Consider the following 21,590-nt stretch of genomic DNA (forward strand, 5'->3'; position numbering starts at 1 on the left):
GTCAGGCTATCACCGCCAGAATGCCCCTCGGGCACGACGAATGACGCGGAATGACGCCGCACAGCCGCATCAGGCGTAACAGGAGTACATATGCCAGCGAGCATGTGTTCAGCAGTGTCAATCTGGTGTCGTCATCATCGTTTCAAGGAGCACAATGACCGATCAGAAAGTTTCAGGATTTTCGACGCGCCAGCTGCATGTCGGAACCTCCGCGGCGCCCGCAACGCCTCGCGCACTGCCGATTCATCTGACGGCCGGCTTCACGTTTGACAGCTTCGAGCAGGGCGTCGCCCATTTCGGCGAGGGCACCGGCTACGGGTACACGCGAATCGGAAATCCGACTATTGACGCGGTGGAGGCCAAGCTCGCCGATCTCGAAGGCGGAACCAGGGCGCTGCTGGTCGGCAGCGGGCAAGCCGCCGTCTCCACCGCGATTCTGGCGCTTGCCGGGGCGGGCGATCACATCGTCAGCTCCACGCACATCTACGAGGGCTCGCGCGGCCTCTTTCTTGACCTTCTGCCCCGTCTCGGCATCAGCATCACCTTTGTCGATGACATTGCGAACATCGATGCGTGGCGCGCCGCCATCACCGAGAACACCAAAGTTCTGTTTGGCGAATCGATCTCCAACGCCGCCAACCTGCTGTTTGACGTGTCAGCGGTCGCCGCACTCGGGCGCGAATGCGGCATCCCGCTGGTGGTCGACAACACGTTCGCGACGCCCTACCTGTTCCGTCCCTTGGAGCATGGCGCTGCCCTTTCTGTGCACTCAGCCAGCAAGTTTCTCTCCGGTCATGGTTCCGTCATTGGCGGCGTCATCGTCGATGGCGGAACCTTTGATGCCAGCCTTCACGCTGCCCGCTTTGCGCATTTGGTCGCCCCGAGCAGGCTCGGCGGTGCGAGTTTCGCGGAAAAGTATGGTGCAGACACGTTCACCGGGTACGCGAAAGAGAGTGTCGCGCCGCGCCTCGGCCCAACGATCTCACCGCTGAACGCATTCTTGATCGCGCAGGGGGCCGAGACGCTGAGCCTGCGGGTGCGCGAGCATTCCCGCCAGGCGCTCGCTCTCGCCCGCTATCTCGCCGATCACCCCGCCGTCGAGTCGGTTGACTATGTCGGGTTAGCTGGCCACCCCAACCACGCACTCGCGCAAGAGCTGCTGCCGCGCGGCTATGGTTCCGTCTTCAGCTTCACGCTACGCGGCGGGCGAGACGCCGCCGCCCATGTCGTCAACAACGTGCAGACGTTTACGCACATGACGCACCTGGGTGATGTGCGCTCACTCGTGCTGCACCCTGAGTCAACCTCACACGCGTTTCGTACGCCGCAGGAGCGCGAGGAGGTCGGTGTGCACCCCGGAACCCTGCGCGTTTCTGTCGGGCTTGAGGAGATCGACGATCTCATCGCTGATCTTGACCGGGTGCTGTAGGCGAAAACACTGAAGGCCTCCCCGCGACGGGGAGGCCTTCAGCACGTGCGTCTGCGGTTACGGCTTCAAGAAGTCTTCTTCCGGCTTCTTGCTGTCGTCCGCGTCGCTCTCGGCATCGGTTGCGGGTGCGACCGGAGCGACCGACGACTCGTTGAGTCGGGCTTCGCCCTCGGCTACGGCCGACGCGCCTGCCGCGGGGGTTACCGCGACCTTCGGGGCGCGACGGGCGTCACGGCGTGCGGCGATCAGGCTGGCCACGGTCGCGATGGTCATCGCGGAAACGATGAAGATCAACGATGTCCAGGTGTCGATGTGCCAAACATTAAAGCCCTCGCCGTTGTTCAGGAACGGCAGCTCGTTCGTGTAGAGCGCGTGCAGGATGAGCTTGACACCAATGAAGCCGAGAATCGCGGCGATTCCGTAGTGCAGGTAGCGCAGCTTGTCGAGCAGGTCGCCCAGCAGGAAGTACAGCTGACGCAGACCCATCAGCGCGAAGATGTTCGCCGTAAAGACGATGAAGGCTTCTTGCGTGATGCCGAAGATCGCAGGGATCGAGTCAATGGCAAACATCAGGTCCGTAACACCGATCGCGACAAACACGATCAGCATGGGCGTGAATACCTTCTTGCCGTCGATCACGGTGCGCAGCTTCGCGCCGTCGTAGTCGTCGGAGATGTCAACGCGACGACGAAGCAGGCGAATGATTCCGCTCTCCTTCTTCTCGTCACCCTCGTGGTCATCGCCACCGAAGGCCTGCTTGTAGGCGGTGTACAGCAGGAACGCGCCGAAGGCGTAGAAGATCGGCGAGAAGTGCTCGATAACGGTCGCGCCAACGAGAATGAAGGCACCACGCAGAATCAGCGCGATGATGATGCCCACCATCAGCACCTCCTGCTGGTAGCGCCGCGGCACGCGGAACTGCGTCATGATCAACACGAAGACAAACAGGTTATCGATCGAGAGGCTGTACTCGGTCAACCAGCCACCGATGAACTGACCGGCATACTCCCCGCCAGCGAAGATCCACATCAGACCCGCAAAGATCAGTGCAAGCGTGACGTAGAACACGACCCAGAGGGTCGATTCCTTCGTCGAAGGAATGTGGGGACGCTTCAAGATCAGAAGCAGGTCCGCCACGAGAATGAGGGTGAGAACGACCAGGGAGCCGATCTCGAACCACAGGGGAATAGTCATCAGGGCCTTCCGAAGAGTATGACGAGGATCGAAAGTCTCTCCCCCGCAATTAAACCTGCGGTGCACATCCGGAGCAATGCTCGTGATGACGAATGTGCGTTGACGGGATACTCCCTCTCGCCTACCCAGGATACCGCGATTACGACACCGGCCACGCCACGTGACGTTCACAACGACCGAAAAGTTTCTGAGACGATCACCTGGTAGGGCACACCCCATAGTGAGAGACAGCTCCGCGAGACAAGGAAAAGCTGTGGACACAACAACAACAGACGCCGACCTGGTCGCCAGGGCAGCAGGCGGAGGCGAATACGCCTTCCGTGTGCTGTACCAGCGCCACGTGCGGCCGGTCTACTGGATCGCATACGGACTCCTGCACAATTCCGCCGACGCGGAAGACATAGCGCAAGAAACGTTTGTTGTCGCCTGGAAGAAGCTCCCCGGATTCGTGCTGGAAGGTGAATCACTGTTGCCGTGGCTCGCAACCATTTGCCGCTATCAAGCGTCAAATCGGTTGCGATCACAACGACGTGAAGAAGCTCACCGCACCGGCGAAGCCGACGAAACGACCCCGTCGACCATCAACGTGGAAGATCAGGTCATTAGCCGCGACTACGCCGAAACAATACTCAAGGAGCTCGCCACCCTGAGCGAACTCGACCGCGAAATTTTTCGCCTGTGCGCGACCGAAGGCTATGCCTACGCCGCCGCAGCAGAAGAGCTCAAGGTGACATCAGGCACAGTCCGCAACCGCCTCTCCCGCATTCGCACCCGACTGCGGACAGCTGTTAGTGAATCGGAAGTCTCATGAACGACCAAGCGACCCGAAGCCCCATCACTCTGCCCGAGCTCAGCGACGACACCATCGCTCGGATGGAGACCGATATCTTCCAGCGCATCGACCGCGACCGCGGTGTCACTGCCGCCCGCTCGAAGCGCAAGCGTTCGCGCACGATCCTGTTGTCGGCTGCGGCCGCAACCGTTGTTGTCGCGGGTGCCGCCGTGGTTCCGTCGCTCATCAACTTGGGCGGAACCTCTGCCGGCGACTCGGCGATGAGCGGGGCGCCCGGGGTGGCTGACACCACCGCTCGCACCGAAGACATGGCGGCGGAACCGCCGATGGCTGTGGAATCGGATGGTGGAGCAGCGTTCAGCAACTCCGGTGTCGACACCCAGACGGTGCCGTCGCCGACGTCGCCGCAGGTCATCACGACGGCGAGTATTTCGCTCACGGTGGCCGATGTGGAGAAATCTGCCGCCAAGGTGACCGAAGTTGCCCTCTCGGTGATCGGATACGTTTCTTCGCAAAACATCGGCTCGAACGAATACACCTACGATGCCGACGCCGCGAAGACGTCGAGCCTTACTTCGCCGACCTACGGCTGGATCACGATTCGTGTTCCGGATGAGTCGGTTGACGAGGCGATTGCCCAGCTTGAGGCGCTCGGCACGGTCACCGCAACCACGATCGATCGCTACGACGTTACGCAGCAGAGTGTCGATCTGCAGGCACGCGTGTCGTCGTTGCAGGCGAGCGTTGCCCGCCTCGAAGACCTCATGTCGCAGTCGGGCTCGGTTGCCGACCTGATCACCGCTGAAGCCGCGCTCAGCGAGCGTCAGGCTGAACTCGAGTCGCTGCAGCAGCAGCTGGACTCGTTGAGGGATCAGGTTGCCATGTCGACCATCTCGGTAAACCTGGTGGCCGAAAGCGAGCCGGTCGATGCGAACCCAGACGGCTTTAGTGATGGCATTGCGGCCGGCTGGAACGGCCTGATCGCCGCAATGAACGGCATCATCATCGCCCTCGGTTTCGCACTCCCCTGGCTGGTGGTTATCGCGGTGATCGCCCTGATCATCTGGCTGATTGTGCGGGCTCGCCGCCCGCGCAGCGCTCGCGGCCCGCGCAGCACTCGCGGCCCGCGGAGCACCGACGAGGGTTCTGACTCGCCCCGTTCGGCGTCGGAAGTATCGACGACGAGCGAAGGCTAAGACGGGGGTTCGCGCTGCGGGGACCAGCGCGAACCCCAACTCACCGGCCCCCTCGGATTCTCGCTCCGAGGGGGCCCTTTCTATGGGGTTTGCGTTTCTGTTTCACGTGGGTTGTTTGCGCCCGCGCCCCTGGTTCTGCAGCGTGGTTCCGAGCGCAGACGTATGCTGGCGATATGGCGATGCGGTATCAGACCGAAGCACGAAACGACACGGGTGGTGACGGTGTCAGCCGCGTTGTCGGCGGCATTGAGGTGGCCGTTTCGTCGCCACTGTCCGCCGATTTTGATCCGGCAGCCTCTAACCCCGAGCAGCTTCTTGCACTGTCGTGGGCAACATGTCTGAACGCGACTGCACAGGCGGTTGTGCAACAGGGTGTGCGCACCAATGTGCGTGTGACTGCCGAACTGCACGATGCAGCGCCGGGGCCAGGGTTTGAATTTCACGTTGACGCGTATCTCTCGGTCGAGGGCGCCGACTCCACCGAAACCGAGCGCGTCCTCGCCGCCGCGCACGCCCGTTGCCCGGTTTCGAAGCTTCTCGCCGCGGCCACGACGGTTCGCGTTCACGCGGAGCCCTACGCGCCGGTGTAATCAAGGTCCGGGCGTAACGAGCGACTCACCTGCGCAACGAGCGCCCACTTCCGTGGCCGCGTGACTCCGCCGCGTTTTGGCCCCGACGCTCGTGGTTCCGCCGCTCCGTGGTTCCGCCGCTCCTTCGTTCCGCTGGCCCGTGGTTCCATCCCTCTTTGGTTCCGCCGCTCCTTGGTTTCGCTGGCCCGTGGTTCCGCCTCCCTTTGGTTCCGCCGTTCCTTGGTTACGCTGGCCCGTGGTTCCGCCGCTCCGTGACTCCGCCGGCCCGTGGATCCATCTCTCCTGCGCACCCCGGCCCCACCGCCGTCACATTCAGCGTTATGCACGAGCCCCCACGTGTTATGCACGAGTAGATCCGCGTTTGGGGCCAAAAACACGGCGTGTCGCGGCTGTTTCACGACTTTGCTCGTGCAGAACAGGGTAAGGATCCTGCAGAACACGGCTCCGCTGGCGCTGGACCCGTTCGGGCGCGCGACGGAAGCGATGACGGCGGAACACGCACCACCAGCGTTATGCACGAGCCCCCACGTGTTCTGCACGAGCAGATCCGCGTTTGGGGCCAAAAATACGGCGTGTCGCGTCTGTTTCACGACTTTGCTCGTGCAGAACAGGGGAAGGATCCTGCAGAACACGGCTCCGCTGGCGCTGGACCCGTTCGGGCGCGCGACGGAAGCGATGACGGCGGAACAAGCACCACCAGTGTTTTGCACGAGCCCCCACGTGTTATGCACGAGCAGATCCGCGTTTGGGGCCAAAAATGCGGCGTGTCGCGGCTGTTTGACGACTTTGCTCGTGCAGAACAGGGGAAGGCTCGTGCAGAACAGGGTAAGGCTCGTGCAGAACAGGGGCCAGATGGCGGCTCGGGCGCGGCGGTGGCCCTCTGGCGCGGCGGCGCAGCCAACAACCCACCCCGGGCACGCCAGCCAAAATTTGGGGCAACGCAAAAACCCCCGACCGTTTGGTCGAGGGTTTTTGGTGTTGTGTGACCCCAGCGGGATTCGAACCCGCGTTACCGCCGTGAGAGGGCGGCGTACTAGGCCGCTATACGATGGGGCCGTATGTTGGACGTTCTGCCTCTCGGCTTTCCGTCTCGCGACAACTATTCGAGTATGCCATGGTTGCGGCAGTCGCACAAAATCGACCCCCGCTTTTCCGTGCGCCGCGCGTGTCGAGCGCTTGCCTACCGCAGAATTACGCGGTTTGATCGAGGGATGCGCATTACCAAATACGAACACGCCGCCGTCACGATCGACGACAATTCAGCGCGGCTCGTTATTGACCCCGGCAGCCCGCTTGCTAGCCTCACCGACTTCACTGGCGTTGCCGCCGTTGTTGTGACGCACGCCCACGCCGATCACTGCTCCCCCAGCAACCTGCAGCGCATCGCCGAGCTCAACCCCGAGGTTCCGATCTACGCGCCCGCGGGCGTTGCGACCACTGTTCCCGGCGTCAATGTGGTCACCGTCTCCCCGGGCGATGTTGTGTCGCACGGCGGGTTCACGCTTGAGTTTTTCGGTGGCGAGCATGCCGTCATTCACGAGTCGGTGCCGGTGCCCGTGAATGTTGGTGTACTCGTCAACGGTGAGTTCTACTATCCGGGTGACTCGTACGCGTTGCCGGGTGACCACGATGTCGTGGTGCTCGCCGCACCCATCGGCGCACCGTGGCTCAAGATTGGTGAGGCGATGGACTTCGTGCTCGACGTCGCGCCGCAATACTGCTTCGGCACGCACGACATGACGCTGTCACCGGTCGGTCACGCGATGCATCACGAGCGCCTCGGTTGGGCGACGCAGCAGGGCGGCGGTCAGTACATTCCGCTCGCCGTCGGTGAATCTATCGATCTCTGATGGCCAACTCGCCGGCCGCAGACGTCACGATCACCGAGCCGCTGGTCCGCCTCCTCCTGCGCGAGGCGGAGCTGCCCTACGCCGACGACCCGCTCACCCTCGCGTTTGCCGGGTGGGACAACGAAATGTGGCGGCTCGGAACCACGAGAGCAGTTCGCGTGCCGCGCCGCGAAATCGCGGTGCCGTTGATAACCAATGAACACCTCGTCTTGCCCCGCATTGCCGCGCTTTTGCGGCCAACGGGTGTGCAGGTTCCGGCGCCGCTGGCTGCCATGCGGCGGACGGAACCATTTGAGCGTCCGTGGTCTGTGGTTCCGTGGTTCGGTGGCACTGCCGCATTGAATATTCCCCGCGCGGCACGTACGCCCTGGGCGCACACCCTGGCCGAAGCGCTCGGGCACCTGCACGTGCCTGCCGCCAACGATGCGCCAATCAACCCCGTGCGCGGGCAGGCGCTGATCACCCGTGACGAGGCGATGCGTGAGCGTTTGGCTGGCCTCGATATGCCGGCCGCGATCGTGGCGGCGTGGGATGCGGCGCTTGCGGCTCCCGCCTGGAACCAAGAGCCAACGTGGGTGCACGGCGACCTCCATCCGGGCAACGTTGTCGTCGACGATGACCGACTCGTGGCGATCGTCGACTTCGGCGATGTGACGGCCGGTGACCCTGCGTATGACCTCGCCGCCGCGTGGATCATGTTTGACGCGGCGGGGAGGCAAGCCTTCGTTGAGGCCTCGCCGCAGGTTGAGGAGGCGACGTGGGTGCGTGCCCGTGGCTGGGCTGCCGCGATTGGCGTGACGCTGAGCGCGCACAGCGACGATCGCCCCGACTACGCCGATCTGGCGCGGGAAATCGTGAATGAAGTGGTCGGTTAGGGCGCAGGCAGGTTAGGCCCGACGGGCCAAACCTCCATACGAGCGTCGTGGACGACAAGGAGAATGCCGGTTGCGCCCATGCGCTCGGCTCGCGCGACGAGATCATCGTCGAGCGTGAACTCCGTCAGCGGCACAGTGGCAAGATGCGACCACCCGCGCGGCACGCAGGCGGCAAAGTCGATGCGATCCCCAGCCACCCGGTACAAGCAGTCGAAGCCACTATCGCTGTACTCGGCTGAGAGGAAAATGCCATCCGGGCCTTCAAAAAGCCTCCCGGAAAGGTCCGCGCTTTCGGGAGCCTCGCCCATCGCGACCAGTGTCTGGTATAGCTCTGCGCCGGTGGCCTCACGCCCCTCGATGACCGCGATCGGCTGGGCATTCAGGCTAGCCACGACGGCGGGCATCACCACTCCGAATCCAACGGCTCCGATGGCCACGCCCACCGCGACCCAGATCAAACTCAGGTGCGTTCTCAGCCAAGCACGCATCAGCACTCACCCCATGTTGCCGGCGGGTCAGCCCACACCGCGACTTCGCCGTTGTTGATGACGATCCGATAAAACGTTGCCTCCTCGAGGCGTCGCGGCAATGGAACGTCATGCAGAAGTTCCTCCATGAGGTCAACGACGTAGGGGCCAGCGGTCGACCGGCAGTACATCCTGCCACCGTCGGGGCTTGGATTCTCGACGGCGTGCAGGTACACACAGCCGTCATCAAACGCGGATTCCACCACCACGATATTGACGTCCGCGAACCCCGTGTACTGGGAGAGGTCGCCGCCCGCGACGCGCAAGCGGCCGGCGATGGCTGCTTCGTTGTTAGACCCCATCTCTGGTAGCTCATCGAGCGTAATCGGCTTCAACTGACCCGCGGCGACTGGCTGCGGTGTTGCAGGCGAGGTCAAGGCGCTGACAATCAGCGCGCCCGCCGCGGCAATCCCAAGGCCAACTGCGACGGACACGACGCGTGTTCGCTGCCCGTGCCGGGACGTTCGCCGCCCACTACCCCGGGGCGCATCTGACGTCGACTCAACAATCGCCGCGCCACCAGCGGGTTGGGCGACGCTCCCCGTCGACGGAGCATCGCCCGCCGCGCTCGATGCCATCAGTTCGCCGAGCCGGGGAATCGCGTCGTACTGCGACTCTGTGGCACCCGATGGCGGAACCTCGGTGCGCGTCACATCTGTTGGTTCCGGCGGCGAGATGTCTGGCAGCGGCGAGGGGCGCGAGGCGATCTCGTGATCCGCGCGTTCGCGTCTGAGCATTTCGAGCTCGGCGTAGCGCTGTTGAGCCACCTCATCGTTCACCGCGCCCGGGGCGAACAGTCGGCGGGTCAGGTCGGATAACTCGGCCTGTTCGTCAGGCGTCAACGCAGACAGATCACTCACCCTGCCCACCGCCTTCTGGGCGCACGGGCCACACCGTCAATCGTTCATCGGCATAGACCAACGTCAGGGCCACTCCGCCAGAGTCTTCGGTCGCCTCAACAACAGCGCGGTCCACACCAAATGTTCGTACCGGAACGGTGAACACGATCGGCCTGGCCCGGTGATGATTCGAGCCGTAGCCTCGACGCGCTCAGGCATGGGAACGCCGTCGAGTTGCATGAGTTCTTCGACCTCATCCTCGGAGAGCGCACTCGACAGGCATGTTGCCGCCGGTTGCGGTGCAAATGCGGCTCCGATCGCGGGAATCGCGAACGCGAACACGACGACCCCGATCGCAAGGCCCGCAACGAACCAGATCAGGCTCAAACGAGATTTCAGTCGTGCGAACATCAGTACTCGGCCCTGCCTGTGGGTGGGTTTTCCCAGATCGAGTATTCGTCGCCAGAAACGATGATGCGGGCCCATTCAAGATCGTCTGGCGAATCGGGCCGCGGCCCCTCGTGGAGCAAATTCAACGGAAAGTCCCACACCAGCGGGCCGTAGTCGTAGTTGCACATCTGCGCGAAGACGTCTGGTGCGGGGTTTTCGAGTGCAGAAAGATAAGCGCACGTCGTGCCTGTGGGGCCAACCGTCATGATCATCACGACGCCAGGAATGTCGTCGACCCGAAACACCCGAGCGTTTGCACCTTCATTGCCGATCGAATTGTCGTTGTATTCCCCCATCGGCGGCACGTCATTGAGTGTGATCGCCACCCCCGATCCGGAATACATCGGCCGCGGCGTGGTCACGGCTTGCACCCCGAACGTTACGACGGCCGCCACCGCGATTCCGATGCCCGCCGAAACGGGTTGCTTTCTGTTCGGTCGTAGCCCAGCACGGTTAGCGGCGTGTGGTTCCTTTTCCGATGTGCTCGCTACCATCGCCGGGTTCGCGCTTTCACCCCCAGGCGCGGCCCGCTCACGCTGAGCCTCGCTGGCATTCAACCCAGCTGCCGCAGCGTCCGCACGAAGCGCAGCAGCTGGTTCCGGAACTACGTCATGTGTCTGCGGGCGCGCGGGCGGAACCTCCGCTGCGGTCGCAACCGCAGGTTCCGCCCCCGAAGCCGGCGGCAGCACGGCATCCGCGCGCCGACGGCCCTCTAGCTCGGCGTAGCGCTGTTGAGCGACCTCATCGGGTGCGGCGCCCGGCGCAAACAGTCGACGCGTCAGGTCGGATAGCTCGGCTTCTTCGTCGGGCGTCAACGCAGACATGCCCCTCACCCTACCCACACGTGTGCGCAAGCGGCCGAACGGGTTGCGGCGTGTGGCATCCGTAGAATGGGTGCGGTGACCAGCGTGTGGACCGAGAACTCCCCCAACCTCGTGATTCACGGCGACAATCTTGAGGTGATTCGCACGCTGCCTGACGAGTCTTTTCAGCTGATTTATCTTGACCCGCCGTTCAACACGGGCAAGCAGCAGACGCGTCAAAATGTCTCGTCGTTGCGGCATTCTGGCGGCAGCCGGGTGGGGTTTCGCGGCTCGTCGTACACGAATGTGCGTAAGACCGTGTCGGCGTTCAACGACGATTTCGTTGACTATTGGGCGTTTCTCGAGCCGCGTTTGGAGGAGGCCTGGCGCCTACTAGCGCCGACCGGCACGCTCTATCTGCACCTCGACTATCGCGAGTCGCACTACGCGAAGGTGCTGCTCGATGCGCTTTTCGGGCGCGACTGCTTTCTCAACGAAATCATCTGGGCGTACGACTACGGCGCACGCACCAAATCGCGCTGGCCAGCTAAGCACGACAACATTTTGGTCTACGTGAAAGACCCCAAGCGCTACCACTTCAACAGCGCCGAGGTTGACCGCGAGCCGTACATGGCGCCAACGCTGGTGAGCGCCGAGAACGCCGCGAACGGTAAGCTGCCCACCGACGTGTGGTGGCACACGATCGTGTCGCCGACCGGCCGCGAAAAGACGGGTTATGCGACGCAAAAGCCCGAAGGCGTGCTGCGCCGCATCGTGCAGGCCTCCTCGAACCCGGGCGACTGGGTATTGGACTTCTTCGCGGGCAGTGGAACCACGGGAGCAGTCGCGGCGAAGCTGGGCCGTCGCTTCGTACTGGTTGACAACAACGCCGAAGCGATCTCGGTGATGGCGCGCCGACTCGGTGATGGTTCCGCAGCGCCCCTCGACTTCGTCGAATACCCCGCGCGCTCCGCGCGGCGCGCGTAGGCGGGTTTTGGCCGGCGGGCTGCCTGCGATGGGTGGCCAGCGGAGCCGTCGGCGATGGGTGGCCGGCGGCGCCGAGCTCGAGCGCGCCCCCGGGCATTCGCGACCGTTATGCACGATGAAAATCGGTGTGCAGGATGAATTCGCCACTTGCGTAACTCCAGCAACAACAGTCACACCGTTTCGTGCATAACGGTCGCGCGTAACGGATCCGACAGGCCGTATCGGAACCACGTCAAGGCAGGTGTCGGAACCACGTCAAGGCAGGTGCCGGAACCACGACAAGGCGGCCGAGAGTCACTCACCAAAGCGGCTCGCTGAAACGCAACCCAAAACCCGGTGACACGCTCAACCCCGCACACCCGAAAAAGCAAAAGACCCGCGGAAATCCGCGGGTCTTTATGTCTTGCTGGGGTACCTGGACTCGAACCAAGAACAACGGAACCAGAAACCGCCGTGTTGCCAATTACACCATACCCCAAGGTTTTTGTTGGTGTCTCACCAAGGGAATACATTACCCGAGATGCGGCCACCAACCAAACCGAGCGGAATCACGCGCGCGTCGCGAGCCCCTTCAGACGCTCGATGGTGCGCTCCTTGCCGAGCAGTTCCATCGACTCGAACAGCGGCGGCGAGATGCGGCGTCCGCTGATCGCCACGCGCGGCGGACCGTAGGCGACGCGGGGCTTCAGCTCGAGGCCATCGATCAGCGCACCAGCCAGCGCAGCCTGAATCGTGGCGGCCGTAAAGTCGGCCTCATCAATGCCCGCGAGCGCCGTAGCCGACGCCTCAAGCACCTCTACGTGGTTCGCGGGCAAGCCCTTGAGAGCGTCTTCTGCGTAGTCAATCTCGTCGGTGAACAAGAACGCCACCATACCCGGAACCTCGCCCAGCAACTGCACGCGCTCTTGCACAAGCGGCGCGACAGCGAAGATGAGCTCACGCTCGGCTTCGGTCGGCTCGGCGTCGATGACGCCCGCGGCCGCGAGGTACGAAATCGTGCGCTCGGCGAAGTCCTCAACCGTGAGCATACGAATGTGGTCGCCGTTGATCGACTCGGCCTTCTTCTGATCGAAGCGCGCCGGGTTGGGGTTGACGTCCGCGATATCGAACGCCGCGACAAGCTCGTCAAGCGTGAAGATGTCACGGTCAGGGCCAATCGACCAGCCCAGCAGCGAGAGATAGTTGAGCAAACCCTCGTGAATGAATCCCTTGTCGCGCTGCAAGAAGAGATCGGCCTGCGGGTCGCGCTTGGAGAGCTTCTTGTTGCCCGTCTCCCCCAGCACCAGCGGCATGTGGCCAAAGCGCGGCACGAACGGCGTCACACCGGCGTCAATCAGCGCGCCGTACAGCGCCAGCTGGCGAGCGGTCGACGGCATGAGGTCTTCGCCACGGATCACGTGCGTGATACCCATGAGCGCGTCGTCAACCGGGTTCGTGAAGGTGTAGAGCGCGTGGCCACCGGCGCGCACGATCACGAAGTCGGGGAAAGAGCCTGCGGGAAAGGTCACCTCGCCGCGAATCAGGTCAACGTAGGTGAAGTCCTGGTCCGGAACGCGCAGACGATACGCCGGCTCGCGCCCCTCGGCACGGAACGCCGCCTTCTGCTCGTCGGTGAGGTTGCGGTCGTAATTGTCGTAGCCGAGTTGCTTCGCACGGCCTGCGGCCTCGTTGCGAGCGTCAATCTCTTCTGCGGTCGAGTACGACTCGTACACGGCGCCCGAAGCAATCAGCTTCTCCAGCACGCCAGCGTAAATGTCTGCACGCTGCGACTGACGGTACGGCGCGTGCGGTCCACCAACCTCGACACCCTCGTCCCAATCGATTTTGAGCCAGGTCAGAGCGTCAACGAGCTGTCGGTAGCTCTCTTCGCTGTCACGCTGCGCGTCAGTGTCTTCGACACGGAAGATCAGCTTGCCGCCGGTGTGGCGAGCGTAGGCCCAGTTGTACAGGGCCGTACGAACCATGCCAACGTGCGGCAGACCCGTCGGCGACGGGCAGAACCGAACGCGAACGTCGGTTCCGGAGGCGGTCGTGGTGCGGGAATCAGGTGCGCTGGACATCGCCACCCATTTTACGCCTGTCCGCCCCCACTTTTCTGCCCCGCACTCATGGTTCCGCCATCATGCACCCCTCTAGCGCAACGACCGCCGCGGGCGCACAGTGGAACCAAGCACAATCTCGCAGACTGGAGGGGAACCATGCGCAAGCGTATAAAGGCACTCGTTGCGGTCGCATTCGCGGCGCTGATGCTGAGCGGATGCATGCCGAACGCGATCCCCTCATCGACGCCGACACCCAGCTCGGCGGCGCCTACCGCCAGCGAAACGGCGGCTCCAACTCCCGTCGTCACCCCGAAGCAAACCAGTCAACCGGTTGACCCGATCGAAACGAACCTGCCCACTGGCCTGCCCCAATCCTGCGACGAGCTAGGAACGGCCACGACCCGCGCGGCAACGGTCGATACTCTCGAGTTCTTTCCTGACGTGCCCGTTCCCACAATCATTCAGGGCGCCGATGTTCAACTCTCCTGCTACTGGTTTGCCGGCGACATCTCCGGCACCGATCTCGTCATCGCTACCGTGGATGAGCCCGACGCGGTGATCGTGCTGGAAGATGCGGCGACCGCGGGGTTCACCTGCGGCGGGCAAAACGGTTACACGATGTGCCGGCTCGATGAGCCAGCCGACTACAACGGCAACCCCTACACCGTGACAAGCTTCTACCTCTATGGCAGCGGCGTGTGGCTAGAGTCGGTCGCCAGCAATATCGACACCACAACCTTCATCGATGAGATCGCGGCGAGCATCTGGCAATAGCCGCGAATCCGCCACCATCCCCGCAACCGCGCGAACCGCAACGCGCGACGCGCGAACCCCTACCGCTGTCGTCGCAGCGCGAGCGGCGACAGCGCGATAACCGCAACCACCACGCCCATGGCGACGAGCGCGAGTCCTCGATATTCGACCGCCGCCAGCACGAGCCCTGCGAGCACCGCCCCGACGGCGGCGCACAGGCTCATCAGCGAGTCGCTGATGCCCTGACGCTTGGGCCGTTTGGAGGTTTCTGTCGCCTCCGTCAGCAGAGCGGAACCAGCGACGGTTGCCGCGCTCCAGCCGAGTCCCAGCAGAATGAGCGCCGCCATCACGCCGCCCTCGTGTGCGCTGCCGACGAACGCGACAATGAGTGCCGCGGCGAGCAGAGCCTGACCGAGCAGAATGACGGGCACGCGGCCCACTTTGTCAGCCAAGATTCCAAACACCGGTGACAACCCGTACATGCCGGCAACATGGAGCGCAATCGTCACGCCAACGACCGTCGTCACCTGTGACTCATGCGTCATATGCGCCAAGTGCACGGGAGTCATCGCCATGACGCTAGCCATCACAGCGTGGGAACCAGCGACCGCGAAAATCGCGTAGCGCGCGACCCGAGGTTGATCGACCGCAACCTGCAGGCCAGCCTTCGCAGACCCCGCCGATTCCACCTGCTGAGCAAGCTTCAGCGGGTCGGGCCGAAGCGCAACCAGGTAGAGCACGAAGGCGAGCACGGCGGCGACGAGAGAGAACACGTACGCGCCCGTGTTCTTCGGCATGCCCAAGACCGAACCGATCGCCTCACCGGGCGTCAGCAGCAGCGGGCCGACCACGCCACCAACCGTCGTGGCCCACACGACAACCGAAAGATCGCGCCCGCGACGCTTCGGGGAGGCAAGGTCGGTGGCGGCAAACCGCGACTGCAGGTTACCGGCGTTTCCGGCACCGATCATAAGAATGCCGACCAAGAGCAGCGGAAAAACTCGAACGGCTGCCGCCGTGATCACGATGGCAATACCCAACAGCGCAAGCAGGTTGCCGAGGGTGAGCGCCATGCGCCGACCGCGGCGCGCCGCCATGCGCGCGAGCGGAATCGCGCAGATCGCCGCACCGAGCGTCACCGAGGCCGTAGCCAAACCGGAGAAGGCATCGTCGCCCGAAATATCGGCCGCCAACAGAGCGCCGAGCGAGACCGTGGCACCAAAGCCGACACCGCTGAGCACCTGACCGGTCGCCAGAATCGCGACCGTGCGTCGTTGGATGCGCGCGATATCGGCGGCCAGGGCCGAAGAGGCGCCCGAGGCCGTGGTCATGCCGCGTCGCGCGCGGTATTACGCAGCGTGCCGAGGCCAGAAATGGCGACCTCGATCTTGTCTCCTGCGACGAAGGGGCCAACACCGGCGGGCGTGCCCGTCAGAATCACATCGCCAGGCAGCAGCGTGAACGCCTCAGACGCGTAGGCAACGATCTCAGCCACGGAGAAAATCATGTCTGACAGCGGCGCATCCTGCTTGATCTCACCGTTCAGCGACGTCGTGAGTCGTGCCTTCTCCGGATCAAAATCGGTCTCAATCGCCGGGCCCAGCGGGCAGAACGTGTCAAAGCCCTTTGCTCGCGCCCATTGACCGTCCGAAAACTGGAGATCCCGCGCCGAGATGTCGTTGCCGATCGTGTACCCAAAGACATAGTCGAGTGCGTTCTCTGCCGTGACGTTCTTGGCGATGCGCCCGATCACGACGGCAAGTTCGCCCTCAAACTCGGTCTGCTGCGATTGCCGGGGGCGCACAATCGCATCCCCGGGGCCGACGACAGCCGTGTTCGGCTTGAGAAACAGCAGCGGCTCTGCGGGAGCCTCCATCGAAACCTCGGAGGCATGATCAACGTAGTTGAGGCCGACACACACCACCTTTGAGCGCGGAATCACCGGTGCGAGCAGTGCCGCGTCGGCGAGCGGAACCCGCTCCCCCGTGGTCTCAAAGCCGGCGAACATGGGGTCACCGGCAAGCACCACCAGATCGGTCTCATCGACGATGCCGTATTTAATCGCGTCATTGTGGCTAAAGCGTGCAATCCTCACGCCCCCAGCCTATCCCCGGCACGCGGCGCCGTGGTTCCGCCGCTCGCACCGCGCACCGCACCCCGCACGATTCCAAGACCGGCGGAAACGGTGCACGAAAATGCCGAAGGCCCTGATGACGAGCGTCACCAGGGCCCTTGGCTCATGCTGTTAGCCGTCGAGGCGAACGAGCCAGCCGTGCTTGTCTTCGCGGCGACCGTACTGAATGTCGGTCAGCTCTTCGCGCAATGAGAGTGCGACCTCGCCGGTGGGCTGAACGTCTTCGAAGCCCGGGCCCTTGAGCAGACCGATGGGAGTGACGACGGCGGCTGTACCGCACGCGAATACCTCGACGATGTCGCCTGATGCGACGCCGTCACGCCACTCCTGCAGTGACACTGCACGACGCTCGACCTTGTGGCCGCGGTCTTCGGCAAGCTGCAGAATCGACGCGCGCGTAATGCCAGGCAAGATCGAGTCAGACTGCGGCGTGACGATGGTTCCGTCCTTGAAGACGAAGATGACGTTCATGCCGCCAAGCTCTTCGACGTTGCCCTCTTCGTTCAAGAAGACCACCTGCTGGCAGCCCTGCTCGTAGGCCTCAGCCTGCGGCAGCAGCGATGCGGCGTAGTTTCCGCCGGTCTTGGCAGCGCCGGTGCCGCCCTTGCCTGCACGTGCGTAGTTCTCGCTCAGCCAAATGTTCACCGGCTTCACGCCGCCGCTGAAGTAAGCACCGGCGGGGCTGGAGATCAGGTAGTAGGCGACCTTCTTCGCCGGGCGCACGCCAAGGAATGCCTCCTTGGCGAACATGAAGGGACGGAAGTACAGGCTCTGGTCTTCGCCAGACGGAACCCACGCGCCATCAACCTTGATGGCCTCCTTCAGAGACTGCAGGAAGTACTCTTCCGGCAGCTGCGGAAGGGCCATCCGCTGCGCGCTGCGCTGGAGACGCTGCGCGTTCTGGTCGGGGCGGAAGGTCCAAATGCTGCCGTCTGCGTGACGGTACGCCTTGATGCCTTCGAAAATTTCCTGACCGTAGTGCAGCACCGATGCTGCCGGGTCAAGCGAGATCGGGCCGTACGGCTGCACGCGGGGGCGGTGCCATCCACCGTTCTCCGACCAGCAAATGTCGACCATGTGGTCGGTGAAGTAGTCACCGAATCCCGGATTCTTGAGAATCTCGGCGCGCTCGGCATCCGTCTTCGGAGCGAGGTTGCGCGTGACCTGGAACTCCAGGGTGGGAGCAGATTGTGTCGTCATGTCACGTCCTAGTGAGTGAATTGCTTTGTCCGGCGGGTCTAGATTACGCCAAAACGCGGGAAGAAATAGCGTCGCCGATTTCTGAGGTTGAACGTTTTGCGTCACCCCTGGCCGCAACGTCTGCTTCGATCGCTCGAATGACGCGCGCAGCCTCGGCCTCAAGGCCGAGGTGGTCCAGCAGCAGCGCGATCGATCCGATCGCCGCCGTCGGGTCTGCCAGCTGCTTGCCGGCGATGTCTGGGGCGGAACCATGAACGGGTTCGAACATCGAGGGGAAAGCGCCGTCTGGGTTGATGTTGCCGGAGGCTGCCAGGCCAATGCCGCCCGTTACAGCGCCAGCCAGGTCGGTGAGAATGTCGCCGAACAGGTTGTCGGTGACGATCACGTCGAAGCGTGACGGGTTGGTGACCAGGAAGATTGTCACGGCGTCGACGTGCAGGTAGTCCACGGCGACCTCGGGGTACTCGGTCGCCACCTCATTGACGATTCGTTGCCACAGACCGCCGGCGTGTACCAGCACGTTGGTCTTGTGTACCAGGGTCAGCTTCTTGCGACGCTTCTGCGCCTGAGCGAAGGCAAACCGCGCCACGCGCTCCACACCATACGCGGTGTTTACGCTCGTCTCGTTGGCAACTTCATGCGTGGTTCCAACGCGAATTGCACCGCCGTTGCCAACGTAAGGCCCCTCGGTACCCTCGCGCACCACGACGAAGTCAATCTCGCCGGGGGTGGAGAGCGGGCCAGAAAAACCCGGGTACAACCGCGATGGGCGCAGGTTCACATAGTGGTCGAGCGTAAAGCGCAGCTTGAGCAGCAGCCCACGCTCGATATTCGCGTCTTTCAGTCGCGGGTCGCCCGGCACGCCGCCGACGGCGCCAAGCAAGATCGCGTCGTGTGAGGCGATTGCCGCCAGGTCGTCATCGGTCAGCGTGTCGCCGGTCTCGAGATACCGCGCGGCGCCAAGGGAGAAGCGCGTCTTATCAAACGTGACGTCGGACTCAGCGGTAACCGCGGCAAGAACCTTCTCAGCCTCAGCGATAACCTCGGGGCCAATTCCGTCACCGGGAATGACTGCCAGCTTGACGACGCGCGACATTGCTCTCCTTACGGATAGGCGCCTCACATCTCTGCGGGCGCAGACTTCGTAGTCTTCAGCGTAGTCGCAGCGATCAACGCCGCGATCACGATAAGGCCCGCACCGATCAACGCCGTAACAGTAACGCCAGAGTCAAACGCGTGAGCGGCTGCCGTAAACAACTCCTCGCCGACCACGCCGCCAAGCTTTTCGGCCTGCACGGTGGCTCCAGCCAGGGTCTCTCGCGCCGCCTCGGCGGCTTCGGCAGGAACGCCGGCCGGAACCTCGATCGTTGCGCGGTAGAACGCCGTCAAGATGCCGCCCAGGATGGAGGTTCCCAGCACCGCACCCAGCTCGTATGCCGTCTCGGAGACGGCACTGGCGGCGCCGGCCTTCGCCGCCGGTGCGCTGGAAAGCACCAGGTCGTTCGACACCGTCTCGGCCATGCCGATGCCAATCCCGAGTGACACGAATGCGAGCATCAGCGTCGTGACAGCTGACTCATCGGTCGCGAATGCGACGGCGATGTACCCGGCGATGGAGAACAAGAGAGCGGTCGGAATGAGCACGTGTGGCGAGACGCGCTTGGAGATCGGAACCACCACCAACCCCGCGATAATCATCACGACGAGGCCGGGCACGAGCGCAAGGCCAGCGTTGAGCGGGCTGAGCCCAACGATGAGCTGCAGGTGTTGCGCCACGAAGTACAAGAAGCCGACGAGGGCGATAACGCTCAGCAGGTTGATGAGGATGGAACCCGAGAACATCGGGTTGCGGAACAGCGCCATGTCGAGCATCGGCACCTCGAGCCGCAACTGACGGCGTACGAAGAACCAGCCGAACACCAGTCCAACCACGAACAGGAGCGACACCGGGTGCATCAGCCCCTCAACCGCGACCTCCTTGATCGCAAAGACGATCGGAACCATGGTTGCGACAGACAGCGCAATGCTGATGGGGTCGAGGCGGCCGGGGTTGGGATCCTTCGTCTCGGGCACCAGAATCGGCGCGAGAATCAGCAGCGGCACCAACACCGGCACCGACAGCAAGAACACCGAGCCCCACGAAAAGTGCTCAAGCAACAGGCCACCAACAATGGGGCCGAGCGCGGAACCCGCCGAGAAGCCGGCCGCCCAAATGGCGATGGCAAGGCGGCGCTGATCGCGATCGGTGAAGATGGAACGCAGCAGCGACAGCGTCGACGGCATGAGCATGGCGCCGAAGAATCCCATCGCCGCTCGGGCAGCGATAAGCAGCCCCGCCGTCGGCGCGAACGCTGCGAGCACCGAGATAACGGCAAATCCCGTCGCACCGATGAGCAGCAGGCGACGACGCCCGAAGCGGTCACCCAAGGTTCCCATGGTCACGAGCAGCGCGGCCAGCACGAGCGGGTACGCGTCGATAATCCAGAGCTGCTCGGTGCTCGTCGGTGACAGGTCGGTCGCGATTTCGGGCAGTGCGAAGCTCAGCACCGTGTTGTCGACCGAGACCAGCAGCACCGGCAACATGAGCACGACCAGCGCGAGCCAGCCACGCCAGCTCACTGCGCCGCTTTCGCCATTGGTACGAAGTGCATGAGTGTCGATAGACATGAGAATCCTCTGAGTTACTTAACCGTCTAGCCGGTATAGTATCAGAAACATGGAAGGATACTCTTTATGAGCCGCCCACCCCTCGCCCGCGAAAAGGTCCTCGATGCGTTCGAAGACGTGATCCTCACGGAGGGTGAGCGCGCCGCCACGATGGACAGAGTCGCCGCGCAGGCGGGCGTCTCCAAGGGTGGCCTGCTCTACCACTTCGCGTCGAAGGTTGCCCTCGAAGAGGCGCTGATCGAGCGGATGGAACGACTCGTGGCGGTCGATATGAAGGAGATGGTGGAAGATCCAGCCGGCCCCGTCGCCGCCTTTATTCGCACTTCGGCGCAGACCGGCGATGAACTTGATCGTGTCATCACTGCCGTCGGGAGACTTGCGTCAAACGGATCACCGCTTTCTGGCGAGGCAATCCGCAACCTCCGCGCGGTGTGGCACGACACCCTGCAGCCTTTTGTTCCGACCGAGGTTGGCCTGCAGCTCATTCTGTTGGTCTCGGATGGCGTGTACTTCAACAACGCGCTCGCGATTGGCGCGGTTCCTGAAATCGCCGATATGGAGGCCCTCATCACGATGGTGACGACGGCCACCGGCGCCGAGCTGCCACCGCCGCGGATCGACTGAAGCATCGGGCAACATCTCGGGGCACCATCCGTTCTCATCGATGTCACGCAGCTCAAAGTGCCAGCCCTCATTCGCGAACGTGCGGCACAACCCAAACTGCGCTCCGTATTGATCCAGCCACGAGTACGCGTCGGTCGTGGCGATGTCGATAGCCAACCCCTGCACGTGAGCGGAACGATCCGGCGTCGCAACCCAGCGCGCCGCCTCCTCAATTGACCCGTAATCGGCAACGGCGCGGTCAAACAACCGTTGCTGGTATTGGGCCGAACGCCACGCGCTGGTGAGGCGCAGGGTAATGCCGTCTCCCTCGGCCACCACCGCCGCCTCCTGTAACGCGGCAAGCAGCGCCGGATCCAGATTCGTTACCGCCGGCGCGTCGTCCCACGGCCCCCAGGTTCCGTTTTCATCGGCGCCGGTGCCGTCATCGGCAACGCCCTCTTGAATGCCCGGAACCATCGGCGCGCTGACAGCGGCGGAGCCGAGCTGGTGAATCACGCCAATGATGCCGGCTACGGTCATGGCGGCGATACCCGCGACGAGCAGAAGCCTGCCAAGACGCGGGCGACGGATGGGGGCCGATTGTTGCACATGAGATGTCATGCCCTCAGTTCACGCCGAGCCGTGTTGCCAGAGCGTT

General features: G+C 63.4%; 20 protein-coding genes, 2 tRNA genes and 1 pseudogene. 9 read left to right on the forward strand and 14 right to left on the reverse strand.

Annotation, left to right across the window (positions count from 1 at the left end):
* The first annotated feature begins 154 nt into the window (after positions 1-154).
* Entirely contained in the window at positions 155-1,429 is a 1,275-nt protein-coding gene (locus FVP60_RS02160) for an O-acetylhomoserine aminocarboxypropyltransferase/cysteine synthase family protein (RefSeq protein ID WP_147824623.1), read from the forward strand.
* A 57-nt stretch (positions 1,430-1,486) separates the two neighbouring features.
* Here FVP60_RS02160 and FVP60_RS02165 read toward each other — a convergent pair whose 3' ends face one another.
* A complete protein-coding gene (locus FVP60_RS02165) occupies positions 1,487-2,623 on the reverse strand; it encodes a TerC family protein (protein WP_147824624.1) in 1,137 nt (378 codons plus the stop codon).
* Between the two features lie 253 nt (positions 2,624-2,876).
* Between FVP60_RS02165 and FVP60_RS02170 the strand changes: the two genes are divergently transcribed.
* From FVP60_RS02170 to FVP60_RS02180, 3 genes are all read left to right on the forward strand, one after another.
* Entirely contained in the window at positions 2,877-3,434 is a 558-nt protein-coding gene (locus tag FVP60_RS02170; RefSeq protein WP_147824625.1) for an RNA polymerase sigma factor, read from the forward strand.
* A complete protein-coding gene (locus FVP60_RS02175) occupies positions 3,431-4,612 on the forward strand; it encodes a DUF4349 domain-containing protein (RefSeq protein WP_147824626.1) in 1,182 nt (393 codons plus the stop codon). Before FVP60_RS02170 ends, FVP60_RS02175 begins: the two co-directional genes overlap by 4 nt.
* 173 nt (positions 4,613-4,785) lie before the next feature.
* Positions 4,786-5,202, forward strand: a complete 417-nt coding sequence (locus FVP60_RS02180; protein WP_147824627.1) for an OsmC family protein — start codon at positions 4,786-4,788, stop codon at positions 5,200-5,202.
* Between the two features lie 983 nt (positions 5,203-6,185).
* Here the strand turns inward: FVP60_RS02180 and FVP60_RS02185 are convergent.
* Positions 6,186-6,258 (reverse strand) — tRNA-Glu (locus FVP60_RS02185).
* 155 nt (positions 6,259-6,413) lie between these two features.
* On the opposite strand from FVP60_RS02185, the gene FVP60_RS02190 reads away from it, so the two are divergent.
* Positions 6,414-7,052: an MBL fold metallo-hydrolase gene (locus FVP60_RS02190; RefSeq protein WP_147824628.1), complete on the forward strand. Its 639-nt coding sequence runs from the start codon at positions 6,414-6,416 to the stop codon at positions 7,050-7,052.
* Positions 7,052-7,927, forward strand: a complete 876-nt coding sequence (locus FVP60_RS02195; RefSeq protein WP_147824629.1) for a phosphotransferase — start codon at positions 7,052-7,054, stop codon at positions 7,925-7,927. Before FVP60_RS02190 ends, FVP60_RS02195 begins: the two co-directional genes overlap by 1 nt.
* On the opposite strand, the gene FVP60_RS02200 is transcribed toward FVP60_RS02195, so the two are convergent.
* From FVP60_RS02200 to FVP60_RS02215, 4 genes are all read right to left on the reverse strand, one after another.
* Positions 7,924-8,421, reverse strand: a complete 498-nt coding sequence (locus tag FVP60_RS02200) for a hypothetical protein (RefSeq protein WP_147824630.1) — start codon at positions 8,419-8,421, stop codon at positions 7,924-7,926. The two genes, FVP60_RS02195 and FVP60_RS02200, sit on opposite strands and share 4 nt — an antisense overlap.
* Entirely contained in the window at positions 8,415-9,314 is a 900-nt protein-coding gene (locus FVP60_RS02205) for a hypothetical protein (protein WP_147824631.1), read from the reverse strand. The genes FVP60_RS02200 and FVP60_RS02205 overlap by 7 nt, the downstream gene beginning before the upstream one ends.
* A gap of 63 nt (positions 9,315-9,377) precedes the next feature.
* Positions 9,378-9,704 (reverse strand): hypothetical protein, encoded by a 327-nt coding sequence (locus FVP60_RS02210; RefSeq protein ID WP_147824632.1) that lies wholly within the window; start codon positions 9,702-9,704, stop codon positions 9,378-9,380.
* The gene (locus tag FVP60_RS02215; RefSeq protein ID WP_147824633.1) at positions 9,704-10,567 is read right to left on the reverse strand and encodes a hypothetical protein; all 864 of its coding nucleotides are present in this window, start codon (positions 10,565-10,567) and stop codon (positions 9,704-9,706) included. The genes FVP60_RS02210 and FVP60_RS02215 overlap by 1 nt, the downstream gene beginning before the upstream one ends.
* Positions 10,568-10,633: 66 nt before the next feature.
* Here FVP60_RS02215 and FVP60_RS02220 point away from each other — a divergent pair, with 66 nt between their 5' ends.
* Positions 10,634-11,533 (forward strand): DNA-methyltransferase, encoded by a 900-nt coding sequence (locus FVP60_RS02220; protein WP_147824634.1) that lies wholly within the window; start codon positions 10,634-10,636, stop codon positions 11,531-11,533.
* A gap of 406 nt (positions 11,534-11,939) precedes the next feature.
* Here FVP60_RS02220 and FVP60_RS02225 read toward each other — a convergent pair.
* Positions 11,940-12,011, reverse strand: a tRNA-Gln gene (locus FVP60_RS02225).
* A 70-nt stretch (positions 12,012-12,081) separates the two neighbouring features.
* The gene (gene gltX / locus FVP60_RS02230; RefSeq protein WP_147824635.1) at positions 12,082-13,593 is read right to left on the reverse strand and encodes a glutamate--tRNA ligase; all 1,512 of its coding nucleotides are present in this window, start codon (positions 13,591-13,593) and stop codon (positions 12,082-12,084) included.
* Positions 13,594-13,731: 138 nt separating this feature from the next.
* Here gltX and FVP60_RS02235 point away from each other — a divergent pair, with 138 nt between their 5' ends.
* Positions 13,732-14,349, forward strand: coding sequence for a hypothetical protein (locus FVP60_RS02235; protein WP_147824636.1), 618 nt, complete (start codon positions 13,732-13,734; stop codon positions 14,347-14,349).
* Positions 14,350-14,408: 59 nt separating this feature from the next.
* On the opposite strand, the gene FVP60_RS02240 is transcribed toward FVP60_RS02235, so the two are convergent.
* The 5 genes from FVP60_RS02240 to FVP60_RS02260 all read right to left on the reverse strand — a co-directional run bounded on the left by FVP60_RS02240 (position 14,409) and on the right by FVP60_RS02260 (position 20,329).
* Entirely contained in the window at positions 14,409-15,659 is a 1,251-nt protein-coding gene (locus FVP60_RS02240; RefSeq protein WP_147824637.1) for an MFS transporter, read from the reverse strand.
* Positions 15,656-16,423 (reverse strand): fumarylacetoacetate hydrolase family protein, encoded by a 768-nt coding sequence (locus FVP60_RS02245; RefSeq protein WP_147824638.1) that lies wholly within the window; start codon positions 16,421-16,423, stop codon positions 15,656-15,658. Before FVP60_RS02245 ends, FVP60_RS02240 begins: the two co-directional genes overlap by 4 nt.
* 150 nt (positions 16,424-16,573) lie before the next feature.
* The gene (locus FVP60_RS02250; protein WP_147824639.1) at positions 16,574-17,662 is read right to left on the reverse strand and encodes a branched-chain amino acid aminotransferase; all 1,089 of its coding nucleotides are present in this window, start codon (positions 17,660-17,662) and stop codon (positions 16,574-16,576) included.
* Between the two features lie 43 nt (positions 17,663-17,705).
* Positions 17,706-18,758, reverse strand: coding sequence for a 3-isopropylmalate dehydrogenase (locus tag FVP60_RS02255; RefSeq protein WP_147824640.1), 1,053 nt, complete (start codon positions 18,756-18,758; stop codon positions 17,706-17,708).
* A gap of 23 nt (positions 18,759-18,781) precedes the next feature.
* Complete coding sequence (locus FVP60_RS02260) at positions 18,782-20,329, reverse strand: MFS transporter (RefSeq protein WP_147824641.1); 1,548 nt, start codon at positions 20,327-20,329, stop codon at positions 18,782-18,784.
* A 66-nt stretch (positions 20,330-20,395) separates the two neighbouring features.
* Between FVP60_RS02260 and FVP60_RS02265 the strand changes: the two genes are divergently transcribed.
* Positions 20,396-20,953, forward strand: coding sequence for a TetR/AcrR family transcriptional regulator (locus FVP60_RS02265; protein ID WP_147824642.1), 558 nt, complete (start codon positions 20,396-20,398; stop codon positions 20,951-20,953).
* A gap of 93 nt (positions 20,954-21,046) precedes the next feature.
* Here the strand turns inward: FVP60_RS02265 and FVP60_RS13325 are convergent.
* Positions 21,047-21,553, reverse strand: a pseudogene (locus FVP60_RS13325) (D-alanyl-D-alanine carboxypeptidase family protein); the annotation flags it as partial.
* Between the last annotated feature and the right edge of the window lie 37 nt (positions 21,554-21,590).

The sequence above is a fragment of the Microbacterium mitrae genome (genome assembly GCF_008017445.1).
GTDB classification, from domain to species: Bacteria; Actinomycetota; Actinomycetes; order Actinomycetales; family Microbacteriaceae; genus Microbacterium; species Microbacterium mitrae.